Annotated in this window: 18 protein-coding genes and 1 CRISPR repeat array; of the genes, 12 read left to right on the plus strand and 6 right to left on the minus strand. The window is 41.4% G+C overall.

Going from position 1 to position 26,344, the window contains the following annotated elements; genetic code table 11:
* Nucleotides 1-409 precede the first annotated feature (409 nt).
* From FC15_RS05325 to FC15_RS05335, 3 genes are all read right to left on the minus strand, one after another.
* Nucleotides 410-1,072, minus strand: a complete 663-nt coding sequence (locus tag FC15_RS05325) for a histidine phosphatase family protein (protein WP_057824670.1) — start codon at nucleotides 1,070-1,072, stop codon at nucleotides 410-412.
* Between the two features lie 12 nt (nucleotides 1,073-1,084).
* A complete protein-coding gene (locus FC15_RS05330; protein WP_057824672.1) occupies nucleotides 1,085-1,990 on the minus strand; it encodes a proline-specific peptidase family protein in 906 nt (301 codons plus the stop codon).
* Nucleotides 1,991-2,115: 125 nt separating this feature from the next.
* Nucleotides 2,116-3,108 (minus strand): aldo/keto reductase, encoded by a 993-nt coding sequence (locus FC15_RS05335; RefSeq protein ID WP_057824673.1) that lies wholly within the window; start codon nucleotides 3,106-3,108, stop codon nucleotides 2,116-2,118.
* Between the two features lie 141 nt (nucleotides 3,109-3,249).
* Here FC15_RS05335 and FC15_RS09250 point away from each other — a divergent pair, with 141 nt between their 5' ends.
* The 12 genes from FC15_RS09250 to guaA all read left to right on the plus strand — a co-directional run bounded on the left by FC15_RS09250 (nucleotide 3,250) and on the right by guaA (nucleotide 22,969).
* Nucleotides 3,250-3,423 (plus strand): hypothetical protein, encoded by a 174-nt coding sequence (locus FC15_RS09250; protein ID WP_169790183.1) that lies wholly within the window; start codon nucleotides 3,250-3,252, stop codon nucleotides 3,421-3,423.
* Between the two features lie 223 nt (nucleotides 3,424-3,646).
* Nucleotides 3,647-4,474: an HAD family hydrolase gene (locus tag FC15_RS05340; RefSeq protein ID WP_235803341.1), complete on the plus strand. Its 828-nt coding sequence runs from the start codon at nucleotides 3,647-3,649 to the stop codon at nucleotides 4,472-4,474.
* A gap of 221 nt (nucleotides 4,475-4,695) precedes the next feature.
* Nucleotides 4,696-8,796, plus strand: a complete 4,101-nt coding sequence (cas9, locus tag FC15_RS05345; RefSeq protein ID WP_057824675.1) for a type II CRISPR RNA-guided endonuclease Cas9 — start codon at nucleotides 4,696-4,698, stop codon at nucleotides 8,794-8,796.
* A 221-nt stretch (nucleotides 8,797-9,017) separates the two neighbouring features.
* Nucleotides 9,018-9,920: a type II CRISPR-associated endonuclease Cas1 gene (gene cas1, locus FC15_RS05350; RefSeq protein WP_057824677.1), complete on the plus strand. Its 903-nt coding sequence runs from the start codon at nucleotides 9,018-9,020 to the stop codon at nucleotides 9,918-9,920.
* Nucleotides 9,898-10,203, plus strand: coding sequence for a CRISPR-associated endonuclease Cas2 (gene cas2 / locus FC15_RS05355; RefSeq protein ID WP_057824679.1), 306 nt, complete (start codon nucleotides 9,898-9,900; stop codon nucleotides 10,201-10,203). Before cas1 ends, cas2 begins: the two co-directional genes overlap by 23 nt.
* Nucleotides 10,200-10,874, plus strand: coding sequence for a type II-A CRISPR-associated protein Csn2 (csn2, locus tag FC15_RS05360; protein ID WP_057824680.1), 675 nt, complete (start codon nucleotides 10,200-10,202; stop codon nucleotides 10,872-10,874). Before cas2 ends, csn2 begins: the two co-directional genes overlap by 4 nt.
* A gap of 27 nt (nucleotides 10,875-10,901) precedes the next feature.
* Nucleotides 10,902-15,427: direct repeats of the CRISPR family, unit length 36 nt; unit sequence GTTTTAGAAGAGTGTCATTTCAATAAGGTTAAGATC.
* A 678-nt stretch (nucleotides 15,428-16,105) separates the two neighbouring features.
* The gene (locus FC15_RS05365; protein ID WP_146979183.1) at nucleotides 16,106-16,483 is read left to right on the plus strand and encodes a fluoride efflux transporter FluC; all 378 of its coding nucleotides are present in this window, start codon (nucleotides 16,106-16,108) and stop codon (nucleotides 16,481-16,483) included.
* A complete protein-coding gene (locus tag FC15_RS05370; RefSeq protein ID WP_057824682.1) occupies nucleotides 16,483-16,860 on the plus strand; it encodes a CrcB family protein in 378 nt (125 codons plus the stop codon). Before FC15_RS05365 ends, FC15_RS05370 begins: the two co-directional genes overlap by 1 nt.
* Nucleotides 16,861-16,912: 52 nt before the next feature.
* Nucleotides 16,913-17,083, plus strand: coding sequence for a hypothetical protein (locus tag FC15_RS09255; RefSeq protein ID WP_169790184.1), 171 nt, complete (start codon nucleotides 16,913-16,915; stop codon nucleotides 17,081-17,083).
* 899 nt (nucleotides 17,084-17,982) lie between these two features.
* Complete coding sequence (gene helD, locus FC15_RS05375; protein ID WP_235803342.1) at nucleotides 17,983-20,298, plus strand: RNA polymerase recycling motor HelD; 2,316 nt, start codon at nucleotides 17,983-17,985, stop codon at nucleotides 20,296-20,298.
* A 32-nt stretch (nucleotides 20,299-20,330) separates the two neighbouring features.
* Nucleotides 20,331-21,257 (plus strand): type I pantothenate kinase, encoded by a 927-nt coding sequence (coaA, locus tag FC15_RS05380; RefSeq protein ID WP_057824684.1) that lies wholly within the window; start codon nucleotides 20,331-20,333, stop codon nucleotides 21,255-21,257.
* A gap of 158 nt (nucleotides 21,258-21,415) precedes the next feature.
* Nucleotides 21,416-22,969 carry a glutamine-hydrolyzing GMP synthase gene (guaA, locus tag FC15_RS05385; RefSeq protein ID WP_057824686.1) on the plus strand — a complete coding sequence of 518 codons (1,554 nt, stop codon included), beginning with the start codon at nucleotides 21,416-21,418 and terminating at the stop codon, nucleotides 22,967-22,969.
* Nucleotides 22,970-23,134: 165 nt separating this feature from the next.
* Here guaA and FC15_RS05390 read toward each other — a convergent pair whose 3' ends face one another.
* From FC15_RS05390 to FC15_RS05400, 3 genes are all read right to left on the minus strand, one after another.
* Nucleotides 23,135-24,292 carry a tyrosine-type recombinase/integrase gene (locus FC15_RS05390; RefSeq protein WP_057824688.1) on the minus strand — a complete coding sequence of 386 codons (1,158 nt, stop codon included), beginning with the start codon at nucleotides 24,290-24,292 and terminating at the stop codon, nucleotides 23,135-23,137.
* 255 nt (nucleotides 24,293-24,547) lie between these two features.
* Nucleotides 24,548-25,315, minus strand: a complete 768-nt coding sequence (locus FC15_RS05395) for a DUF4393 domain-containing protein (protein ID WP_057824690.1) — start codon at nucleotides 25,313-25,315, stop codon at nucleotides 24,548-24,550.
* Between the two features lie 178 nt (nucleotides 25,316-25,493).
* A complete protein-coding gene (locus FC15_RS05400) occupies nucleotides 25,494-26,198 on the minus strand; it encodes a DUF3862 domain-containing protein (RefSeq protein ID WP_057824691.1) in 705 nt (234 codons plus the stop codon).
* Nucleotides 26,199-26,344 lie beyond the last annotated feature (146 nt).

A 26,344-nucleotide genomic window follows, 5' to 3' on the forward strand; every position in this document is an offset into this window, starting at 1 on the left:
CGCAACTTCTGATTTAGTCTTAACAATTGAATAACTGGTTCAGTGATAATTGTTAGTTTCTGCTCCTTAATTTCAAAGCCACAGTTCCGCCTTCACATCTGAGTCAGGGAACGAAGTGGAAAGTTGTTGCCGTGCTGTGAAATGCAGTTGTTTACGAAAGCTTGCTTTCGCAAACTTACTGCAGGGTCGTATTTGAGATTCTGCAGCGCAGAAGCTCAAATCGAAGGCGGAAGATTTATTCGCCGAGTGCGAAGCACGAGCCGAATAAACCTGGAGCCGGCCCCATAGCAAAGGCAACAACTTTCCACGCAGTGGACTGACGGGTCTGAAGGCAGATGTAAAGAGGATTGACGGGTTTGATAACCGGTCAAAAAAAGCGTGTCTGTAAAGTACACAGACACGCTTGACTTTAGTTCACCTGATCAAGCCGATTATAATAAACAACCTCAATACCTTCATCCGTCAGCAGAATCTTCGTCACACTAGCATTACGTGGTGCAACTGTCGTATCGAATTGACCATTGCCAAACTTCTCTACGATGCTTCGAATCGTGGTGCCGTGGCTGACAAGTAAGACGTTATCACCATTCAAATTTTGTTCACGTAGCATCTTGAAGCCCTTGCTGAGCCGCGTCCAATATTGAGTAGCAGTTTCAGCATCGTGGAAAGGATCGATATCATTCATGAAGTCCTTCGAGGCGTCGATGTTGTACTTTGCGATGATTTCTTTGAAGTTGCGAGCACCATGTGGCGCGCCGACTGCATACCAAGTTTTGGCGGAATCCTCACCTTCGAAATAACCATAGAATACCTCACGGAAAAACGGCGTCGTGGTGTAGGGAACGACGGTGTTCATATTCTTACCTAGAATCAGCTCGCAAGTGTGCATAGCACGCGTTGTATCTGATGAATAGGCGTGGGTGAAGGTAAGATGGCGGAGGCGTTCAGCGGCTTCCTGGGCACCTTGAATGCCAGCAGGAGTTAGCGGTGAATCCGACCAACCTTGCATCTTATTGAATTTATTGAAATAAGTTTGACCATGTCGAACAAGATAAACCGTTATTGTTTTCATTGATTGATTTCCTTAAGGTTGATAATGACCGCTCTCGACGTCAACGATAAATTTCTTCAAGTGTTCGAAATAAACCTCTGGATTGTCGATCATGTGATGATGACCGCCGTCTGGTGTCGTTTCAAGGCGAGCGTTAGGGATCTGTTGTGACATCCGCAGTGCCGAAGACAATGGCATTGTTTCATGTTGACCAAACGTTAACAGCGTTGGCACGGTAATGTTGTGGATCTCTTCACGCAAATCGAAATCCTTTAACTTGCCGGTCACAACGAATTCGTTATCGCCTTGGAACGCGTTGTATACAGGTGTCGCCATCGTTGAAATGAGATGACGAATAGCAGGTGGCTGGCGACGATCGACGTAACCGCGGTTGAGAACGTCGACATAAGCTTGATATTGCGGATCATTCCAGTTGCCTTCTTTTTCGCAGCGTTTCATGTAAGAAACCGCCTCGACGGGTAGGGCTTCATCGCGCACCTTGTTGATGTGGACGACGTATTCGGCGATGTTGTCAATCATGCTGGAGATGATGGCACCCTTTAAGTGTTGACCATATTTCAGCGCGTATTCCATCGTCAAGGCGCCACCCCAAGATTGACCAATCAAGTAAAAATGGTCCAAACCTAATTTTTGACGAACCTCTTCGACTTCACCTAAGAAATAATCATTGGTCAAATATTTAGCGGCAATTTCGGAATCGCTGTAATCAGGTTGATCGGAATAAAAAGAACCGAGCTGATCATACATATGCACCTGAACGCCAATATCAGCGAGCTTCTCGCCGAAGTTTTCCCAGTATTCGTGGGTTCCACCAGGGCCACCGTGCAAGCAGAGCAGATGAATGTCGCCCTGACCTTGAGTATTGGTCCAGAGATGGTAGCCGTTGTCCAATGTTAGAATCGTTGTACCTTGTTTCATGTAACCACCTAATTTCCTGAGTTTTTCAATTCTATTGTATCATTTTACGGGTCATAAATGGCCGATTGTTTGTCCTGTCACACACAATTTTTAGTCTCGTTATTTCTGAAAAGTTGCAGTGAGTCTTAAGCCTTCAAAATGGCCTTGATTGCGCGCTCTTCATCAGAACTAAACTGGCAATTTTGTGCGCCTTCAATGTTTGAAAGCAAGTTCCTTTCGCTCGTCGTCCCAATGATGACACTGGCAACTGCCTCATCGCGTAAAAGCCAAGCTAACGACATTTGTGCGAGCGTCTGGTTGCGTTTCTTCGCGATGTCGTTCAATTGGTTGAGCTTTTCGACAACAGCTTCCTTACCATGAGCAAAAATCGATTCATTCGACCAGTGGATCGGAAAGTCTTCGGGAATACCGCCTAAGTAGCGATCACTCAATAGGCCTTCAGAAAGTGGACCGTAAGCAACTAAACTGCGATTACGCTGCTTCAGGGTGGCCATCAAGCCGTTTTCATAAGCTTCTGGCCGCAATAAGTTGTAAGAATACTGATTGACGACAAATGGCACATGATATTGATTGAAGAGCTCGATCATCGTGTCGGTTTGCTCGGCGTCGTAGTTACTAATACCAATGTAAAGCGCTTTGCCAGATGCAACGACTTGTGCGAAGGCTTGAGCCGTTTCTTCGGGATCAGTCTCTGGATCGGGCCGGTGGCTGTAATAAATATCGACATAATCCATCTGCAACCGCTCGAGACTGTGATCGATGCTCTGGAGAATGTTTTTCCGTGAATTGAAATGCTGGTAAGGACTTGGCCCCATTTCAAATCCGACTTTTGTGGTCACGACAAGTTCATCACGATAAGGCTTCAAGTTGTCTTGGTAAACGCGACCGAACAGCGTTTCAGCAGAACCCAAATCTGGCTTACCATAATTGTTAGCAATGTCGAAACTAAAGATGCCGTGGTCGAAAGCTGACAAGATAACCTTTTGCCGGTCCTCAAACGGATCTGCGCTACTATAATGACGCCAGAGCCCCAGCGTGATCACAGGCAATTGCAAGCCGGTATCGCCGACCCGCCGAATCGGTAGCTTTTGATAACGATCAGTTGCTGCTGTATACATAAAGATGACCTCCAATACGAAAGTGATTACCTTTTCATTGTAGGAGTAATCCGTAAACGGGTCAACTTTAGGACGCTCAGAACAGACCCACAACATGATTTGATTTATACTTGATTCGTGAGACGAGGAGGAAGATCAATAATGGGACAAAACAAAATTGTCAATCTTATTTTTGTGTTCTGGTGGGCGGTCACGTTATATCTCGTGGCAATGAATCGAAATATGTTGGCCATGTACGCAATGGCAATCGGAATGTTGGTCGAAGAAGTTTTACCATTATTCAGGCGTCACCATCACGATCACGCGGCGCACTAAGTGACAACATGACGAATCTACAGTGTCTTTAATCGCCATTTTTATTGGGAGATGAATGGCTTCTTTGTGTTCGCCAAAAAAGCTTGAGGTCAACGCGAGAAATTCGTTCTTCAGTGGAATTGCAGGAATTGCAGGTTGATAATTAATTGATGTGAGCGATTTATTCGTTCTTACAATTATGCTGAGATAAGTTGTTAAGATGAAAATGAATGGGGTTACAGCATTGAGAACAAAACCATATTTAGTCTTCATGGATATTGACGGCACGCTTGCCGTGGGGCATCAACGGGTCAGCCAGTATACACGCGCAACAATCGAGGCGTTACAACGGCGTGATGATATTATTTTCTACATTGCTTCTGGCCGAATGTACGAATTCGCCGCCTTGGTGCGCAATCAGATCAACCAACAGGTGCACATGATCACATCTAATGGCGCCTATTATGAAACCGCCGAACGAACGGTCAGTGAAAAATTGGGCGAGGCCGCCCTAGCGGATGTCTATGACGTTAGCCAGAAATATAATTTGGCGGTAAACTTCTTCGCTCATGATAAAGTGTATTACACGAAAAGAGTCCCAAATTTTGTACTCAAGAACTTTGCAAATATCGTTGCAGGCAATAACCGTGTCAAATCATACAAAGCCGGCGATCAAGCGTTCTTGTTACAACACGCTACAGAAATCAATAACGGCATTATGATTGCACCCGGACACGGCGACATATTGGCTCACGCCCACAAAGAACTCGCGGATGATGGGCTCTTAGAACTCTCATCGTCTGGCAAAGATAACATCGAACTGATCCCGAAAGGCGTCGACAAAGCGACTGCAGTTCGCGCCGTCCAAGCTTCATTCGACACAGATGCCGCGCATACCCTCGTCTTCGGCGATGGCATGAATGACACTAGCATGATGCAAGCTGCCGACATCAGCGTCGCGATGGGTAACGCTTTGCCTCAAGTAAAACAAATTGCCCATTACGAAACAGACACCAATACCAACGACGGGTTGGCCAAGTTTTTGAGAAGTTATTTTAAGATGGCAATGTGAGCCAATTTCTTGTGATTTGTGAACAACACGGTGAAATGAAACCGTGTTGTTTTTTTGAGTTGATGTCAGATTGTTTATTGAATTATTCAGGTTGAAAGCAGATACAACATTCTAAGTGGTCACAACATTATTTATTGTGAATCATATATTTTGTGCTGTTTAGTTCAGAAGAATTTTGCTATAATTAAATTATTAATGTTATTCAAGCAAGGAGATATTTCATGGATAAAAAATATAATATTGGACTAGATATCGGAACAAGTTCCATTGGATTCGTGGCGACCGATGAAGACAACCATGTGATTCGTGCGAAAGGCAAGAATGTGATTGGCGTTCGCTTATTTGATGAAGGTCAATCTGCTGCGGAACGACGCGGCTTTAGAACAACTCGACGCCGCTTGAACCGACGCAAATGGCGCTTGAATTTGTTGCGCGAAATATTCGAGCCACACATTTATCCCATTGACGCTTCTTTTTTCATGCGGCAAAAGTACTCAAACTTATCTAAACAAGATCCTAATCAGAAGATTGAGTTTAAGGATATTTTATTCTCGGATAAGTCGGATGCCGAGTTTTATCGCCAATACCCGACCATTTATCATCTGCGTCAGGCTTTGATGACTGAGAAACGACAATTTGATTTGCGTGAGATTTATTTGGCGATTCATCATATTGTTAAATATCGTGGGCATTTCTTGGATGAAACGCCGACAGATAAATTCTCGTTCGATCAATTAGATCTGACTCAAGAGTTTGAACGCCTGAATGTGTTGTTTTCGGAACAAAATCCGGAAGAACCATTTGAAATTGTCGTCAATCAAAATCAATCGATTGAGGACATCCTTTCTAATCAAAGTATGACTGCGAGTGATCGACGCAAGCAAGCGCTGGTTGTTTTCTATCAACAATCAGAGAACAAAGAGAACGAGAAGCAGTACAAAGCAATCGCCACAGAAATTCTAAACCTCTTGTTGGGTAACAAAGCCAAGTTAAATGTTATCTTGGCACAAGAGGTCGATAAAGAAGCAGCCAAGGATTGGTCATTGTCGTTGTCTTCCGAGACGTTTGATGATGATCTTGAAAAGGCTTCGAGTGGTCTAAACGACAGTCAACTGGAAATGGTCGGCATCTTTGAGCGCATTTATTCATCGCTAATTTTGAAGTCGATCATAGGGGATCACAACAGTTTATCTGCTGCCATGGTCGATAAATTTAAGACCCATGCACAGCATCGCGATTTATTAAAGGATGTCATCAAAAACAGCGATGCAACTAAAGGCGAGCAATTGCAGTTTGCCTACGATCACTATTTACAACGTCATTCTGCAGATGGTAAAGCTTACGGAAAAGATGATTTTTACAAGGAGGTTAAGAAAAATCTTGATGACTCCGATGCGGCGCAACAAATTCAGCAATTAATTGACACCGACCAGTTCATGCCAAAGCAGCGTACCAAGGCAAACGGTGCGATTCCTCACCAAGTGCAGCAGAAAGAGCTGGACTTGATTATCGAGAATCAGTGCCAATACTATCCTTGGCTAGCAGAGGAGAACCCCAACTCAGAACGTCATAACGTTGCCAAGTACAAACTGGACGAATTGGTCTCGTTTAGAGTGCCCTACTACGTTGGACCTCTAATTTCGCCGGCTGACGATGAGACAGATCCACAAGCAATTCAGAATACTAAGTTTGCGTGGATGATTCGCAAAGATGCTCAGGGTCGAATTACGCCTTGGAATTTCGATGATAAGGTCGATCGCGAAAAGAGTGCCGACAAGTTCATTAAAAGAATGACAACTACAGATACTTACTTGATTGGCGAAGACGTGTTGCCAGATCAAAGTTTGATTTACCAACGCTATAAAGTTCTGAATGAACTAAATAACGTTCGTATTAATGGCCGGCCAATAGAAGTTCAGATCAAGCAAAACATTTACACGGATTTGTTTAAGAAGTTTAAGTCAGTCTCGGTTAAAAAGCTACGCAGTTATTTGGAAGAAATGAGCTATTACCCTGGTTCTTTTAAAATTAGTGGTCTCACGAATCCGGGTAAATTTGATAATGGGTTGACATCATATCTTGATTATAAAAATATTTTAGGCGATAGCGTCGATGCCAATGATAAACGTGCTGACATTGAGCAAATGATTGAATGGTCAACGATTTTTGAAGACAACAAGATTTTTGCACAAAAATTGGAAAGTATGACTTGGTTAACCGCAGAACAGCGTAAAGCAATTTCCCGCAAGCGATACACTGGTTGGGGGAGATTATCGAACAAATTATTGACCCAGCTGAAGAATCAGGATAATCGCTCGATCATGGACTTACTCTGGGAAACAGAAGAGAACTTCATGAAGATTCAGTCCGCCCCAGATTTTTCAAAGATGATTGAAGCACATAACCAGCAATTCATTAAAAATGAAGCTAACATTCAACAAGTCATCTCAGATTTATATACTTCGCCACAGAATAAAAAAGCCATTCGCCAGATTTTATTAGTCGTTGACGATATTCAAAAAGCGGTGGGACACGCGCCCGAGCATATTGCAATCGAGTTTGCAAAGGGTGAGGATAAGAATCCTAGACGTACGATCAGTCGTGAAATGAAAATCCAAGATGTTTATCAACAAATCTCCGATGATATTCTCGTCTCGCCAGAGGTCAGAGCGCAACTTAATGAGAAAATTGAAAATCGTCATGGGCGTCTGAGTGATCGACTTTTCCTGTATTTCATGCAGGGTGGGCGAGATATGTATACTGGCAAGCCAATCAATATTAATAATATTTCACATTATGATATTGACCACATCTTGCCTCAGGCATTTATCAAGGACGACTCGCTGGATAATCGTGTACTTGTCAGTGACAAGCTTAATCGAGAGAAATCTGACACTGTACCACGTGATTTATTTGGTCGCGAAATGATGTCGACTTGGGAAAAGATGGCTGATCGTGGACTGATCACGAAACGTAAGTTGGCCAATCTGAAAACAATTCCAGGCAGTATTGACGCCCACAAGGCACAAGGCTTCATCAACCGTCAACTTGTTGAAACGCGTCAGGTGATCAAACTCGCTGTTGGAATTATGATTGATCAATATCCTGAAACTCAGATTGTTTCAGTTAAGGCTAATTTGACCCACGAAATGCGCGAAATGTTTGATTTGGTTAAAAATCGTGATGTTAATGACTACCATCATGCTTTTGATGCGTATTTAACCGCTTTTGTAGGTAATTATTTGCTGCAACGTTATCCTAAGCTTGAGCCGTATTTTGTTTACGACAAGTTCAAGAAATTAAAAGATCAAAACATATCCATGCGCGATTTTAATTTGTTGTATGACCTAAAGAAGAATGAAGACGTTTATGATCAGCGTACTGGTCACTCTGCACATAAAATCTGGGACCAGCACGGAAGCATCGACTACATTCGCCACTTATTCGCATACAAGAAAATACTCGTGAGCCATGAAGTGCATCAGAATGGTGGCGCGCTCTACAATATGACGGTTTACGGCAAAGCCGATGATGCCAAACGGAAATTGATTCCAATTAAAGCTGATAAACCAACGGAGCTCTATGGTGGCTACACCAGCCGGAAACTTGCTTACATGGCAATCGTAAAGACCAAGAAGGGAAAGAAAGAACAGTATCAAGTTACTGGGGTTCCGGTTTCTGCTTTGACAACATTACGCCAATTTAAGGAAGATTCACCAGAACAGAAACAAGCGCTCGAAGAAATCGTTCGACGTAATTTTGATGAAAAAACTGAAGTTGAAATAATTGTCCCTAAGGTATTGTTTAATCAGTTGATTGTTGACGAGAAGTGCAGGTTTATGGTCGGGAGCGATACGTATCGATATAATGCGCAGCAACTAGTTTTATCAGCTGATGATCTAGAGATTATTAATGCCTCACATAAAGACATTCAAACGATAGATTCAAGTGATTACTCTCAACAGCTTGATCAAGTTTATCAAAATATTTTAACAATAGTGGACAAGCATTTTCCGATGTATGATATTAATAAGTTTCGAACTAAATTACATGATATTTATGAACAATATATTGAACTTCCAAATGAGGATGTGTGGGAGAACAATAAACTAACAACTTTGGGTAAACACACTATAATCATTCGAATTCTTCAGGGATTACATGCTAATGCAACCGTAGTAGATTTAAAACAGTTGGGAATTAAAACTCCATTTGGATTCATGCAACAAGCTAGGGGAATAGTGGTTTCACCTGATGCCCAGTTAATCTATCAATCTCCGACGGGTCTTTATGAGCGGCGTGTTCGTTTAGGCGATTTATAAGATCTTTGAAATAAAAAAAGAGCTATTGGTTAAGCACCAATAGCTCTTTTGTCTTACATATGTAGTGGCTCGATAGCGAGCTCAAAAGGGAAAACTTGGCCGAAGCCTTGTTTGATTTTAACAGAGTGTCATTTCAATAAAGTTAAGATACTTCGAGTGTGTCGAACTCGATAAATTCATTTTACCACAATTAAAAATACTTGCAAGAGGTGTTTTAGATTATGAGTTGGCGAACAGTTGTGATCACTCAACATGCAAAAGTTTCCTATTCTGGACGTTGTTTAGCCGTACAAACACAAACGGATCTTAAACAAATTCCGATTACCGATATTCAAGTTCTGCTTATTAGCACGACTCGTGCGGTTATTACGTCCGCAGCAATTTGTGAATTAGCCAAAAATCAGACCAAGATTATCTTTACGGATGCAAAAGGCGAGCCAATCACTGAAACAATGGATTATACGCCTAATAATCGTAACGTGGATCTCCTCAAACAACAATTTATGTGGCCAGAAGAGCGAAAACAAACGCTTTGGACCGCCATTATCCAACAAAAGATTCAAAATCAAATCACTGCCGTTGGTTTTTTCAACCCGGATACTACGGACTTAACCGATGAGTTGAATCAGATGCTTTTTAACGATGAGTCCAATCGTGAGGCGGTCGTGGCGCGTAAGTATTTCATGAAGTTGTTTGATGACCAATTTGCCCGTCGTGACGATGACGTGGTCAATGCAGCCTTGAATTACGGCTATAGCTTGCTTCTATCTGCAGTCAATCGTGAAATTGTTGCGGATGGTTATCTCACGCAACTTGGTATTCATCATCACAGCAACGAGAATCAATTTAACCTGGGTTCAGATCTAATGGAACCTTTTCGACCATTTGTGGATGTGTGGGTCCGCGAGCAAAACTTTAACGAATTAACGCCGGACGTTAAATTTGGATTGATTGACTTATTGAATCTAGAAATTATCTTGAATGACCAACATATTATTTTGCGTAATGCCATCACTCGCTATGTGAAGACCTGCCTTAATTATCTGAGTGGCACCATTGACGAGCTCGCAATCGAGGTGAAATTTAATGAGGTATCGAATCATGAGATTAATGGTAATGTTTGATCTTCCAGTTGAGACCAGCCAAGAACGACGTAACTATCGTCATTTTCGTAAAACACTGCTAGATGAAGGCTTTCTGATGATGCAATATTCCATCTATGTTCGCGTCTGTGTTGATACGAAAAATGCCTACTTCATGGAAAAACGAATTATGGATTTTGTGCCTGAAAATGGGGTTGTGCAAACACTCATCGTCACCGAAAAGCAGTATAACGAAATGCATTTCTTGTTGGGCGAACCGAGTAAGGATATTCGCAACTCCTCTGAAAGGACGATTGTCATATGAATTTAACCTATTATCCGTTGGCACCATTTGAAATTAAGCAAAATAGATGCACGGTTATTCAGTGTGCCAATCCCAGAAGTTATACGGATCTGATTAACGGGTTGCGAGATTTAAGTGATAAAGTCGTTTTGACGGACGCAGAACACAACCGAGTCGAAATTTCTAAGGGAATTTGTTGGATTGGAGACTGTTTTCAAAGCCCAGAAATCAGCAAAGTCTTTCAAACAGGTATCGAAAAGAAAATTGTCAAAAATGTTGGCTCTGAAAGACTGAGTCAATTCATTCAGATTGATCAGCAGCTCAAGAGCCTGGTCATGGACGAACTTTTAACGTATGATCTTCCGCTAACAGTTGATGCGGAATTTTCACTTAGTAAACTGTTAAAAACCACGACTATTTCATTCGTTAGTGACTTGAAAACACAACCATATGATATAATAGAGACAGTATTAAAGTGTGCCTCTGATCTTGATGAAAGAGGCATACTCGTCTTAACCAACGTGCATCAATATCTCAGTGTCAGCCAATTTCAAGAATTGGTGAGATTAATTGAAACACTTGATCTGTACACTTTATTAATCGAGTTTTCAGAATTGAAAAGTGACGATTATTTTGCAAATTGCCAGTATTATTATATCGATCAAGATTTTGTTGATTGGCGCGCTGAGTAATCATGAATCAATAATGAGAAAACAACGGTTTTAGAAGAGTGTCATTTCAATAAGGTTAAGATCCTTCATTCCGCTATACATAATAAATTTCCCGTTTTAGAAGAGTGTCATTTCAATAAGGTTAAGATCGTGTGACCATTGAAGACAAACAGTTGTTCTGTTTTAGAAGAGTGTCATTTCAATAAGGTTAAGATCCTGTCAACTCCTTAAAGCCTCCTAGAACGGGTTTTAGAAGAGTGTCATTTCAATAAGGTTAAGATCTTGGTGTTAACGAGATTAGTAACCTCTCTCGTTTTAGAAGAGTGTCATTTCAATAAGGTTAAGATCCTAGAAAGGGGCGTTACCAAATGACGACGTGTTTTAGAAGAGTGTCATTTCAATAAGGTTAAGATCGTAACATTCACGGTTATACACCACTCTTTGGTTTTAGAAGAGTGTCATTTCAATAAGGTTAAGATCTTCTATGTAGAAGATCCAGCTACACAGGCAGTTTTAGAAGAGTGTCATTTCAATAAGGTTAAGATCTGGCGAGTTCGTGGGCGACTATGTATGATTGTTTTAGAAGAGTGTCATTTCAATAAGGTTAAGATCCAGTCAACTCTCAATAATTTAAATCAAGCGGTTTTAGAAGAGTGTCATTTCAATAAGGTTAAGATCTGACGTTGAAGCTTATCAATTGGAAGCCAAGTTTTAGAAGAGTGTCATTTCAATAAGGTTAAGATCGCTTCGTATGGTATCCAGTTAGAAGCGTTGGTTTTAGAAGAGTGTCATTTCAATAAGGTTAAGATCCCAACGCGTGTTGCGCTTCATCTGTGATGAGTTTTAGAAGAGTGTCATTTCAATAAGGTTAAGATCTGAATGACGCAATCACCTTACTACCACTCGGTTTTAGAAGAGTGTCATTTCAATAAGGTTAAGATCAACCGGACATCGTGAATATCCAGCCGCTTAGTTTTAGAAGAGTGTCATTTCAATAAGGTTAAGATCTTTGTATGTCAAGTAACGTGTTCTGTCATTGTTTTAGAAGAGTGTCATTTCAATAAGGTTAAGATCTGGCTTGCTGAACAGTGGTAGCAGTGCCAGGTTTTAGAATAGTGTCATTTCAATAAGGTTAAGATCCCGTAACGCCCATTCCGATCATCTGCTTAAGTTTTAGAAGAGTGTCATTTCAATAAGGTTAAGATCATTCGTGTGGCACTTTTCCACTTCCCTACAGTTTTAGAAGAGTGTCATTTCAATAAGGTTAAGATCCCAGGCATATATGTGCTGATGACATCGTCTGTTTTAGAAGAGTGTCATTTCAATAAGGTTAAGATCGTTTATTCGAGTCAGTTTTACTTGGCACCTGTTTTAGAAGAGTGTCATTTCAATAAGGTTAAGATCATTTAAAACAAGGCGACTGCCTTGAACTGAGTTTTAGAAGAGTGTCATTTCAATAAGGTTAAGATCGAACTGGAATAACATTATAGACTGGTGATTGTTTTAGAAGAGTGTCATTTCAATAAGGTTAAGATCAAAGGGCTATCTCCAATTGATTGTGCTATAAGTTTTAGAAGAGTGTCATTTCAATAAGGTTAAGATCTGATGCACTGGACGTCTACCGTGAGTCATCGTTTTAGAAGAGTGTCATTTCAATAAGGTTAAGATCCTCAACCCTTTTGGGGTAAGCAATGCACCTGTTTTAGAAGAGTGTCATTTCAATAAGGTTAAGATCAAAAAGTCATAGTTGTGAGCTGAAATGCTTGTTTTAGAAGAGTGTCATTTCAATAAGGTTAAGATCTGTCGCCAGGGTTAGAAACCGGCTCTTGTAGTTTTAGAAGAGTGTCATTTCAATAAGGTTAAGATCCTAATTTAGCTTTAAGAATATCTTGGTTAATGTTTTAGAAGAGTGTCATTTCAATAAGGTTAAGATCCTATGGAAAAGTGCAAGCATTGATCCACTTGTTTTAGAAGAGTGTCATTTCAATAAGGTTAAGATCCGTTAGGCCCAGTGGTATGAAAACTCAAAGGTTTTAGAAGAGTGTCATTTCAATAAGGTTAAGATCAATACGCACCATATCCACGCCCATATGTGGGTTTTAGAAGAGTGTCATTTCAATAAGGTTAAGATCTTTTGTGAGTGTGTTATAGTTTAGATACAAGTTTTAGAAGAGTGTCATTTCAATAAGGTTAAGATCACTATAAAGACACAAAAGCGTTTGACGATCGTTTTAGAAGAGTGTCATTTCAATAAGGTTAAGATCCAAGGAAATGCAAAGTTTGACAAGTATGAAGTTTTAGAAGAGTGTCATTTCAATAAGGTTAAGATCATTGCAACGACTGTCTTATCATCTTCATCAGTTTTAGAAGAGTGTCATTTCAATAAGGTTAAGATCTTGAATGACTTCAACATATGATCAAATCCGGTTTTAGAAGAGTGTCATTTCAATAAGGTTAAGATCGCAAGAGTAATGACAGCTATCTATATGTTAGTTTTAGAAGAGTGTCATTTCAATAAGGTTAAGATCGGGTCAACACCACTCATGAGCGTACTGCCGGTTTTAGAAGAGTGTCATTTCAATAAGGTTAAGATCGATCCAACTGTGATAACTACCAGTCGCAAGGTTTTAGAAGAGTGTCATTTCAATAAGGTTAAGATCATCCTTACTCAATGTCGTCGTTATTGTCCCGTTTTAGAAGAGTGTCATTTCAATAAGGTTAAGATCTATAAAGGCAGTGAGGTTTATATTGCAATGGTTTTAGAAGAGTGTCATTTCAATAAGGTTAAGATCAGTTGTTTTGGAAAGCGGACGTCGCTGGTGGTTTTAGAAGAGTGTCATTTCAATAAGGTTAAGATCTGGTCTCAAGCTGATTAATCAACTGACGTCGTTTTAGAAGAGTGTCATTTCAATAAGGTTAAGATCCTGGCATCATAAGCGGCTCGCTCAACGTACGTTTTAGAAGAGTGTCATTTCAATAAGGTTAAGATCTCAACGTATTGAGTCTCGATACCAATCAAAGTTTTAGAAGAGTGTCATTTCAATAAGGTTAAGATCTGAGATTACTTTCGTTTAGAATTGTATTGTGTTTTAGAAGAGTGTCATTTCAATAAGGTTAAGATCAGTTGGAGGTAGTTGATGACGCCAAGTTAGGTTTTAGAAGAGTGTCATTTCAATAAGGTTAAGATCCTGAAACAGAGCGCCTAATCGCGTCAACGTGTTTTAGAAGAGTGTCATTTCAATAAGGTTAAGATCTCTAACTCTTTACTACTCTTTAAGTATACCGTTTTAGAAGAGTGTCATTTCAATAAGGTTAAGATCGTACATCGGCAACAAAGGCCAAAAGGCACAGTTTTAGAAGAGTGTCATTTCAATAAGGTTAAGATCCCGAGTGCATTCGGTGAATTAATCCCACGAGTTTTAGAAGAGTGTCATTTCAATAAGGTTAAGATCTAACTAAGGAGGTTGAAGGATTGGAAGATGGTTTTAGAAGAGTGTCATTTCAATAAGGTTAAGATCTGCCTGTGAACGAAATCGAGCTTGACGGTGGTTTTAGAAGAGTGTCATTTCAATAAGGTTAAGATCTAGTTTAGCCTTTAGAATGTCTTGGTTAATGTTTTAGAAGAGTGTCATTTCAATAAGGTTAAGATCCTTCTTTTTGGCTAATTTCACCAATCTGGTGTTTTAGAAGAGTGTCATTTCAATAAGGTTAAGATCCCACAATGTGGACTGGAACGCAACTGTTCCGTTTTAGAAGAGTGTCATTTCAATAAGGTTAAGATCCCGGCTTTGAAGCTTGGTCCTGCCGCGGCAGTTTTAGAAGAGTGTCATTTCAATAAGGTTAAGATCGGTATCTTAAATTGGGCTGTCGATGGTGCAGTTTTAGAAGAGTGTCATTTCAATAAGGTTAAGATCTGTTAAGCTTTCGCGCCACACCTTCAATTGGTTTTAGAAGAGTGTCATTTCAATAAGGTTAAGATCAATAATTAATAACGGGGAATATAACATTTAGTTTTAGAAGAGTGTCATTTCAATAAGGTTAAGATCATAGGTTTAAATTATATTCTGTTGCGTCTTGTTTTAGAAGAGTGTCATTTCAATAAGGTTAAGATCTTCGGTGCGTTACAAGCACTCGATAGTGTTGTTTTAGAAGAGTGTCATTTCAATAAGGTTAAGATCGAAGTTTTTTACCAGCTAAGCAAATCGTCTGTTTTAGAAGAGTGTCATTTCAATAAGGTTAAGATCATAACAATAGGTTGAGTTGCCTTACTATCAGTTTTAGAAGAGTGTCATTTCAATAAGGTTAAGATCCAACTTTCTGCTGTTTTGCGCTTAAACCCAGTTTTAGAAGAGTGTCATTTCAATAAGGTTAAGATCCCAGCCTTGCCGATTTATGCTTACGCGTGGGTTTTAGAAGAGTGTCATTTCAATAAGGTTAAGATCTCGTGCCAACGTAATCTGAAACCTGGGTATGTTTTAGAAGAGTGTCATTTCAATAAGGTTAAGATCGCCCTTCAATAGTTTTGACTGTTTTGCCCTGTTTTAGAACAGTGCCATTTCAATCAAGTCAAGGTCCACATTTATTCAGCAAGTTTATAGAGAATATGAATCGCTGTTGAAATCTCCGCTGGTGTAAATTAAGTGAAAGATTTTTCATAGCTCTGAGCCTCGACGCGGTGCATCTCTTCGTGTAGTTTTTCAGCATAGCGGCCTTCTTTCGTAATCGAAAGTTGGACCGCTTTTTTCTACCATTAGTCAAGAGAATTCTTCTATATCAAGGGATTCCTTTTCTTAATTACGCAAAATAAGATTATTTATGGCGTTAAATCATATTTAATCTGATATTTTGCCATACTAAACAGCACCTCAGCTGTAATTTTTTTCGTAGGTGATATACTTTACTTAAATGAATGACGATTAGAGTTCGGCGAGGAACATCTTTGAATCGTACAATTCATTGTATTTGATTAGGTGATATATGGTTCTAATCAAGCGGCTCATAGCTGCTATGGCAATCTTCTTGGTGCGTATGGCACTAGAAGATCGCTTTTTTTGTTGTCGGGCAATTTGGTTTTCTCAATCGGTCTGACCTTCGCTAATAGGTTGACGTAGCGTGACAAAAGGCCTTGGGAAAAGTCAACGCTAGTCTGGAGATCTTTATAAAGTGTGAATTCAGAGCCAAGTTATTTCTAACTAGACACCTCGCCTCTTTTGGTGCGATAATCAAACAATATTGATGTGGAGGTGGCGGATTTGACTGACTTGATGGTCGCTTTTTTTGGCTTTTGGGGTGGCGTGGCGCGTTTATCTAGTGCTCGACTGCTGGGTTCCCCTTGGAATACCTTGCTAGTCAATCTTCTCGGCGCGTTTTTATTGCCACTTTGGAACAATTTTTTCGGCATTCGCTTGACTAAAAATCGTCGCTGGATTCTTGTGGGTGTGGGAACTGGTTTCTTTGGTGCTTTTACAACCTTCTCTAGTTTCTGCCTCGATTTCATGCGGTTGATGATGGCCGGCCGAACGACCCTGGCGTTGCTTTATCTGCTGCTAAGTATGGTTGGTGGGCTGATTGCGGCGTGGCTGGGCACGATTTTTGCACAACGTTTAAGTCTGAAAGGGATGAGCTATTGATGACGAATTGGCTCGTCATTGGCCTCGGTGCCAGCATCGGTGCGGTGGTGCGCTATCGCTTGACCGACTTGTCTAAAAAGTTTCGACCTCATTTTGGCCATCGTGGAACCATCTTAATCAACTTGAGTGGCGCGCTGATTCTTGGTTGGCTGTTTGCAATGACCGCCAGCGCAGACTTGAGTGCCAGGGGCTACGCGTTTCTTGGCACCGGTATCTGCGGCGGCCTCACTACTTTTTCAACGTTGAATAGTGAAGCTATCGGGCAGTGGGCAGGTAAAAATACTCGAGAGACGCTGATTTACTTAGGGCTGACCTATGGCTTGGGATTACCACTATGTGCGCTTGGTTGGTGGCTGGGGCACACATTTGGTGCATGATTCATGTTAGAATAGATTTATCGTCGCATCGAGATTATCCTGGGAGGAACTCATGAATCGTAGATCTTTAATAACGGGTATCACCACACTCATTGGCTTTGCTGTCGGCCTTTATCTGCACTCAATTTTCGTCTACACCATGGTGGGGTTGGCAGCCGGCTATGTGATTGTCTTTTGGGTACCATTTTTCGCCTCATGGTCGCAGAAGCGGCATCAGAAGTAGTCACTTTGATTAACACAATTGCTGTTGAGAAAAATAGTCCTGCTGTGAGGGTCAGTTGTTTGAAAACTGATCAGATACTTTTCACAGTGGGCTATTTTTTTGGCTGTTTTTCAGCCGAAGTTGCTAGGAAAAATGGTTGTTCCTGCTGTGGGGCCGGCTTCCGCCTTTTTGCTGCGCGCTTCGCTTGCTGCAAAAATGGCTTCAGCCTAAAATTGGAGACTTCAAAGTTCGAAGTCTTCAATTTACCCGTTCTGTAAGTCTGCGAAAAGCGTGCAGACCAACAAAACTTTCACAGCATCACAACCATTTTCCTTCGCAACTTCTGATTTAGTCTAAATAATTGAATAATCTGGTTAGCAATACATATTTGTTTCCCAGTCTTAATTTTAAACTTCAGCTCTGCCTTCACATCTGAGTCAGGGAACGGAGTGGAAAGTTGTTGCCGTGCTGTGAAAATGTTGTTAATCCGCGTGGGCCATGCGGATTTTACAACATGGGACAAACATTAGACTTCGCGTAGAGTGTGTAACACGTTTGCGAAGGCTAATGTTTAAGGCGGAAGATTTATTCGCCGAGTGCGAAGCACGAGCCGAATAAACCTGCAGCCGGCCCCACAAGCGAAGGCAACAACTTTCCACGCAGTGGACTGATGGGTCTAAATGGTTTAAAGGGTCTGAGGAGCTGAAAGAGTTTAAAGAGCTTCAAAACCTTGAAAAGCCCGAAATCCAGACCCCTCAAGCTATACACCAACCCAGAATTGTGATAAACTTGTTCAATACGTTTTTTCAAGGTGCAACCATTCACCGCCCCATTTTCAGCCGCATCATCGCTGGAAAAAAGCAGCGAAACGCACCCATTGATATCACACGAAGTTGATTTTCAGCAAAGGTTGTGGGAGATTGTCAAATTCACGAGAACCGATTCGTAATTCGCAGGCAGCAGAACAGCGATATTTAGATGATGTTGTCCAGAAGATCCGTCAAGCCGAAAAGAAGGCACAATCCTCGATTGAGCAGGCCGAAACAGATAAGCGGTCGATCAATAAGCAATTTGGGGAAGAAGTTAAACTCAACTACGGTGATTATGCAACAAACTTGGAAACGGCATTATCCATTCATCAGCAGCAACAAATGCTGGCCGAGCGCGAGAACAGTTGGCAAGAGTCGACGAAGCGTTTGTCGATTTTGCGGCGATTAATTGGGAACCCTTATTTTGCTCGTCTCGATTTTCAGGAGCATGGTGAGCCTAAGCGCGAGACGATCTACATTGGCTTGAGTTCATTCTCCGATAAGAATGATAAGTTCTTGATTTATGATTGGCGTGCGCCGATTTCGTCGATTTACTACGATGGTAAGTTAGGCGACGTGACTTATCAGACGCCGGATGGGGAACAATCGGTCAATATTTCACTGAAGCGTCAGTTTTTAATTAAAAAGGGTCAAATCGATTCGATGTTTGATACGGCCGAGACGATTGGTGATCAGATGTTGCTCGAGGTGTTGGGCGAGAAGTCCAGCACACAGATGAAGTCGATCGTGACAACGATTCAGAAGGAACAAAACAAGATCATCCGTAATACGAGCGCTGACTTGTTGTTCGTCCAGGGTGCGGCTGGCTCGGGGAAAACTTCGGCAATTCTGCAGCGGGTCGCTTATTTGTTGTATCGTTACCGCGGTAATCTGACTTCAAGCCAGGTCGTCATGTTTTCACCAAACCAGTTGTTCAACGATTATATCGAGAATGTCTTGCCAGAATTGGGCGAGCAGAACATGGTGCAGATGACCTATCAACAATTCGTTGGTCGACGGCTACCTAACTACACGATTGTTGATCCAACGGCGCAATTTGAAGTGCCACAGACAGAGACAGCTAAGAAGATTTCCAAGGTCAAAACCGAATTGAAGTTTTTCAAGGCGTTGCAGGCTTATAGTCGTACGTTGGAATCACACGGGATGTTTTTCAGAGATTTGAAGTTTCAAGGGAAGCCTTATTTAACTAAAGAAAAAATCGAAGAGATCTATTACAGTTTCAACCAGAATTATCATCTGGGGAATCGCGTGGATGCGACTAAGGAACGATTGGTCCAGTTGCTGAACAATCGCGTGGAACCGGAGTTGCGCAAGAGCTGGGTGTCAAAGACGATTGAAGGTCTTGATCCTGAACAATTGCAGGCGATGTACGCCCGTGCGGATCAAGAATTCAGTTCGAGCGATGCCGAATACAAGTATCTGGCTCGCAAAATTGTCACACAAGCCTTGAAGCCGGTCAATCAGGGAATTAATCGGATGCGTTTCTTCAATATTAATAAGCAATACCTGCATTTCCTTGCGCAGGTGCCTCAATTCCTCGATTTAAGCGACTATGGGTTGACTGCTGCCGAATGGCAAGCAGGTCTGCTGGAGACGCAGGAGAATTTCAAGGCGCATGCGATTCATTTGGACGATGTGAGTCCTTACTTGTTCTTATTTGACTTGATGACGGGTAAGCGAGGCGATCGGCGGATGCGGTTCGTTTTCGTCGATGAGATCCAGGATTACACGCCGTTCCAATTGGCCTACTTGCAGTTCCAATTTCCTAAAGCGAAATACACGATGTTGGGCGACTTGAATCAGGCCATCTTCACCAAGACGAATAGTCGCTCATTATTGAGTCAGGTGCAGAAGTTATTCGATCGCGACAAGACCGAAGTGGTTCAATTGACGCGTTCGTATCGTTCGACGAAGCCAATTACTGAGTTTACCCGAGCGATTCTCAAGAACGGAAAGAAAATTGATACCTTCGAGCGTGAGGGTGACTTGCCGAATGCAATTGTTCGTGATGACCAGGATCAGCTAGGCGAAGACTTATTGGCGCAGTTGAAAATCAATGACGATCGTGGCGTGACGACCGCAATTATCTGCAAGACGAAACGTGAGAGTGAAATCTTGACGAAATTCTTGCAGTCTCGCGATTATCCAGTTACGTTGATTCGTTCTGAGAGTCAGCGTTTAGCGGCTGGGACACTGGTTTTACCGGCTTACCTGGCTAAGGGACTTGAATTTGATGCCGTGATTTTGTGGGAACTGTCTGCTGCCAATTATCCGGACGAAGATGACCGTCAGTTAGTTTACACCTTGGCGTCGAGAGCGATGCATCGATTGACGATGCTTGCCACCAATCAATTGACGCCGTTGCTTGAGATTGTGCCTGAAAAGCTCTACGTCAATGAAAAATAAGACTAAAAAATGGATCTGGGAGTTAAGTCAGAATGAAATTACCAGATAACTATAATTATTTTACGCGTCAAGAATGGGCGACTTTTCACGGACGTAATCAGCTGAACACGGTCACGGCCGATGAATTGGCACAGATTTCCGCCTTAAATGATCGAATCAATTTGGAAGATGTGCAGGAAATCTACGTGCCATTACGTCATTTGATTCACGTTTATCTGCGCCGTTATCGCCAGTTAGTCGATGATAAGGCTGATTTTATGGGCAAGCGCGCGCAGAAGATGCCATTCTTGATTGGCATCTCTGGCAGTGTTGCTGTTGGTAAAAGTACGACGGCGCGATTGTTACAGTTGCTGCTGAGTCGTGCCTTCACCAACCACAAGGTACAGTTGATCACGACAGACGGATTTTTATATCCCAATGCTGAGCTGCAGAAGCGTGGTCTCTTGAAACGCAAAGGCTTTCCCGAGAGTTATGACATGGAAAGTCTGCTGCGGTTTCTCGATCGGGTCAAAAGTGGCGAGCGCCAAGTGCACGCACCACGCTACTCGCATCAAGTTTATGATGTGATCAAGAATGGCTACGATCTTATTGATCAGCCGGATATCTTGATTGTTGAGGGAATCAATGTTCTGCAGCTGCCGACCAATCAACAATTATATGTTAGTGATTACTTCGATTTTTCCATTTACGTGGATGCCCAACCGGATCTGATCGAACAGTGGTATCTCGATCGCTTCAAAGTTCTGTTGGACACTGCGTTTACAGATCCCGATAATTATTACTATCAGTATGCAATTGGTAATCGGGACGCTGCGCTTGAAATGGCTGATCAGGTTTGGCGTGAGGTCAACTTGAAAAATTTGAATGAGTTTATTTTGCCTACGCGTAATCGTGCCGATTTAATTCTGCATAAAACCGACTGCCATTTGATCGATATGGTCGGCCTGCGCAAGTATTAAACGGCGTCTGGCCGGAACCCCAATCGATGCGCACCAACGGTTTACTTTATTGTGAAAAATCGTTATGATTAATAGGATTGAAACTTAACTTAAATGATGTCTGATCATCGTCTCAACTCAACAGTTATGGCATAAAAAAGTGTAGGAGTGTGACAAACATGGCGCAAGCCGACTTACAAAATGTCGACAAAATTATCGTTCTTGATTATGGGAGCCAGTATAATCAACTGATCACTCGCCGTATTCGTGAATTTGGTGTCTACTCAGAATTATTGCCAAACACGATCACCGCTGCAGAAGTGAAAGAAATTGGGCCAAAGGGGATTATTTTGTCCGGTGGGCCAATGAGCGTTTATGATGAGGGAGCCTTCGATCTTGATCCCGAAATCTTGAACTTGGGAATTCCTGTTTTGGGAATCTGTTACGGGATGCAATTGCTCGCATACAAGCTGAACGGCAAAGTTGAACCTGCGAATAATCGTGAATATGGCAAGGCGGTTATCACGGTAACTGATCCTGAGACGCCACTGTTCAAAGATTTACCTGAGACGCAAACCGTTTGGATGAGCCATGGCGATCTTGTGCGCGAATTACCTGCTGGCTTCCACGTGGTTGCTACGAGTCAGAATGCGCCGATTTCTTCCTTCGCCAACGATGAGAAGCAAATGTACGGAATCCAATTCCACGCGGAAGTTCGTAATACTGAGTATGGCAATGACATTCTGCGTCATTTTACCTTTGATGTTGCTAAGGCAGTTGCTAACTGGTCAATGAGCGACTTTATCGACCAACAGATCACGAAGATCCGCGAGACCGTTGGTGACAAAAAAGTGCTCTTAGGACTCTCCGGTGGGGTCGATTCGAGTGTTGTGGGTGTCCTGTTACACCAAGCGATTGGTGATCAACTGACGAGTATTTTCGTCGATCACGGCTTGCTGCGTAAGGGTGAGGCCGAACAAGTTATGGCGAGCCTCGAAGGCAAGTTCGGCTTGAATATTATCAAAGTCGACGCCAAGGATCGCTTTTTGAATAAGTTGGCAGGGGTCAGTGATCCCGAGACTAAGCGTAAAATTATCGGTAACGAATTTATCCAAGTCTTCAACGACGAAGCAGCTAAGCTTGATGGCATCGACTTCCTCGCTCAGGGAACGCTCTACACCGATGTGATCGAAAGTGGAACCAGCACGGCTCAGACGATTAAATCACATCATAATGTTGGTGGCTTGCCTAAGGACATCCACTTCCAGTTGATCGAACCACTGCGGACTTTATTTAAAGATGAAGTGCGTGACCTCGGTGAGAAACTCGGCATGCCAAGCGACCTCGTTTGGCGCCAACCATTCCCTGGCCCCGGCCTTGGCATTCGTGTCATTGGCGAAATCACCGAAGATAAACTCGAAATTGTTCGTGATAGTGACCTGATTCTCCGCGAAGAGATCAAGAATGCTGGCCTTGAACGCGAAGTATGGCAGTACTTCACCGTCTTACCTGGATTCAAATCCGTTGGTGTCATGGGCGATGGCCGTACCTACGATTACACCGTTGGTATTCGTGCCGTCACCTCGATCGACGGCATGACCGCCGACTTCGCGCAGATTCCCTGGGACGTGTTACAAAAAATTTCCGTCCGCATCGTCAACGAAGTTGCGCACGTTAACCGCGTCGTGTATGACATAACCAGCAAGCCACCAAGCACGATTGAGTGGGAATAAACAAATAAAATTTTAAACAAATTCAGCCCTATCACAACCAGTTAGAATGTTGTGATAGGGCTGTTTTTTGTGCTTATAATCTGATTAAGTCTGATAGAAACGGTTGAGCTTTCGGTACAAAGGACGGTACATTTCTAAATCACTATTTTGTACCGCCTAATTATGCTATTTGCTGTCAACATTGGAATATAGATCCGATGATTCTAATGCCGTTGGTCGTGTATAGTCAGCTGTCATTTGTAAGTTACTATGGCCTAACCAGTGCATAACTTCAATGTCTGATGCATTAGAAGCCATACCCTTAGTTGCAAAATAATGTCGCAACATATGAGGGGTTATATGAATTCCACTGTCCTTGTTTATCTTGCCAGTGATTTTGTTGACATGGTAAGGGTGAAATGGTTCGCCTTTTTCATTAAGCCACAGCCATTTTTTATCAGCGTGAATGTTATTTCCAATTCGTAAATTATCAGAAGTAATTATGGCGTATTTGATATAGTCGATGATCCAGCCGTTAACCCAAATTGTTCGATATGAACTTTTAGTTTTTAAGCCAGTGCCATTTAGAAAGTCCGAAGTTCTCTGTAAGTCAATTTTAATTCCACAAATTTCATCACCGTTTTTTTGCTTCTTAAAAGTGAATGAATCAGTTCGTAAGCCCATTAATTCGCCACGGCGCTCGCCAAGTGCACCTATATAAATCATTGCGAGCATATATTTGTTGAGTATTTTTTGTGCTGATTTGATCCATTTTTCGTAGTCTACTGTTTCAACAGTTAAATCTTTTGGTGCATGGCCTCTAATTAGCATACCTTTCAACTTATTTTTCAGTATTATATCTTCATTTTCAGCAGAGTTCATTATGTTTAACATTATTGAAGTAATTGTCCTGATCGTTGTATTTGCCAAACCATCAAGCGCAAGTTTATCAAGGAACGACTGAAAACTAGACCTAGTCACATCGTTAAGAGTTTTTGCCCCAAATTTTGGCTGTAAATATTTGCTATAATATTGTTTCTGCATTTTATATGTTGATTCTTTCCAAATTCCAAGTTCGAGCTTTCGTTCTGACATCTTTTTCCAATACTGATCAACAGTAACCTTTTGAGCTGTTATTGAAGATATATTATCCATTGCTAAGTCTGATTCAAATTTCTTTAGCACAATGTCAGCATCTCGCCAAGTTTTGAAACCTGATTTTGTGTATTCGTCCTTTTTTCCTACACTATTTGTGAATCCGCGTCGAATTCCGTATCGCTTACCTTTTTGGGTTTCATATTCGAAAATGTTGGGGTGGCGAGGTAGTTTCTTCCATTTACGCATGATTACATAATTCCTTTCTTGTGTGTTATTTCAACTAAAATACACAAACGTATGTTCTTTTTAACTGTTAAATAAAAGCCCAATCAAGGGCGATAGTGCTATAATCTAACTATATTAGTTGGGGAGGTAAAATTGTTGCTTATACTACTGATAATCATTCCTGCCATCATAACATGTATCTGCTTAGCTATTTATTCGCGGTACCTAACAATAGAGCTAAATAAAATGGAAGAGCGGATTGAAAAGAAAATAGTTCTACAAAATAAAATTAGCAAATGAATCACCAAAATCTGTGAACATGACGTAGCCCTCAATAAATTCCAACGTTTCATCACTTGAAATATTTAATACGTTCGTTTTATTGGCATATCTCCATTTTTCTTCATACGAATTGTAGAGCGTCATATAGTGATCGCCTGTAAGCCATTGGTTGTCATATACCCTAATCAACCCAGAGTGTTGTAATAGGTCAATGGGAATATCTAACTCACCAGTCCCGTCTTCCGAATTATCAAATAGGTATGTCTTCGCCAGCAAACCACGTCTTGAACCATGTGTGTTTTTTGCACATGTTTCTTCGGTAGGAACTCGATGATGATAATTTGAATAGATTTTTCGGATAAGTTTTGCTTCTTTGACTGACATGCTTGACAAGATATCTGAATACGCAGGGTAGAAGTTGTCGTTGACACGGTTATCCAAGCCTTGTGCTATAAGCCTAGCAAAAGCGGTACGCATATCTTCTTCATCAAGGCGGAACTTAGAATCATCTACGGCCTTGAGCACTAAATTAAGTTTAGAAGGATCACGATTGTTTTCGGGTATCGATGAAATATTGGTACTTATCTTATTGGCGTAGTCCTTCAACTCATAATCTTTTCTAATGTTATATTTTTTTAAGGGCGACAAAATAAGATTAAATGCCGCATCAAAAATGGTTCCGGCTGAATTGCCGATAGATTCAGCGGCTGGCTTTAAAAGCGCATTTGAAGTTTCATCAGGTATCGGACTAAACTTACTCATTAATTACGCTCCTTATCAACATTTATTTAAAATATCCATTTATCTCCTTATAATTGGCAAAATAGGGAGATATTTATTTTGCTTTCAAAATATCTCTTCAAAACAACAGGAATGAAGAGATAATTCCCACCGCCGGAATCGAACCGTCGCTAGTCACCCAGAGTGGGAAAGCGTTTCTTTATTTCATGCTTGTTTGAGATTTGCCACTAACTTTGTCATCTGTAAAAGTAACATTGAAGTTAGCTCCAATATCTCCTTTTACCCCGGACATATATGTTGCCATTACAGATTTTGATCCATCAATTAAAGTTTCATCATAGCCGTCTGGTTCGCCAAATTTGTTAACTACATCTGAATATGCTGTACCATCAGCAAGTGAGTTGAAATCAGCAAGTGAAATCTTTTTATCGCGATTGAATTTGAAGCCAGTAATTGCCTTAGAAAATGCATGGCCGTCAGTGAAACTTACAACGATATTAGCTCCTAAACCACCTTCAACGTTGGTCCATGTTACAATGTCAGTTTTTACGCCATTTGTAGTTGAACTTGACGTTGAGTCAGGGTTGCCAAATTCTTTCTTAAGTTCATCAATAGTAGCTCCACCTTCGGCGCTTTTCATTAAATCACCAAGTTTTACAGCGTCAAACTGTTTGCGTGTGATTTTGCCGTCATCTTTTTTGCTAGATGAGGATTTGCTTGATTTTTCTTCAGTCTTTGCAGTTGACTTATCATCTTTGTCGGATGAGCCACCGCCTAATTTTGAACCAACAACCGCAATAACAATAATTGCTAGTACCCAAAACCAAACACGCTTGTAAAATGGCTTTTTGACTTTTACCGAGTACTCTTTACCGTCTTCGCCCGTAATCTTTTTCTTTGCCATGTTTATTCCTCCAATATCAGTAATATGATATAATTAAATTTGTAACAAATGTTATGCAATGCCCAGCACATTCTATGCCAGTAGAATGTGCTTTTTTCTACCATTAGTCAAGAGAATTCTTCTATATCAAGGGATTCTTTTTCTTA

The sequence above is a fragment of the Lapidilactobacillus concavus DSM 17758 genome, from assembly GCF_001435835.1.
Lineage (GTDB): Bacteria > Bacillota > Bacilli > Lactobacillales > Lactobacillaceae > Lapidilactobacillus > Lapidilactobacillus concavus.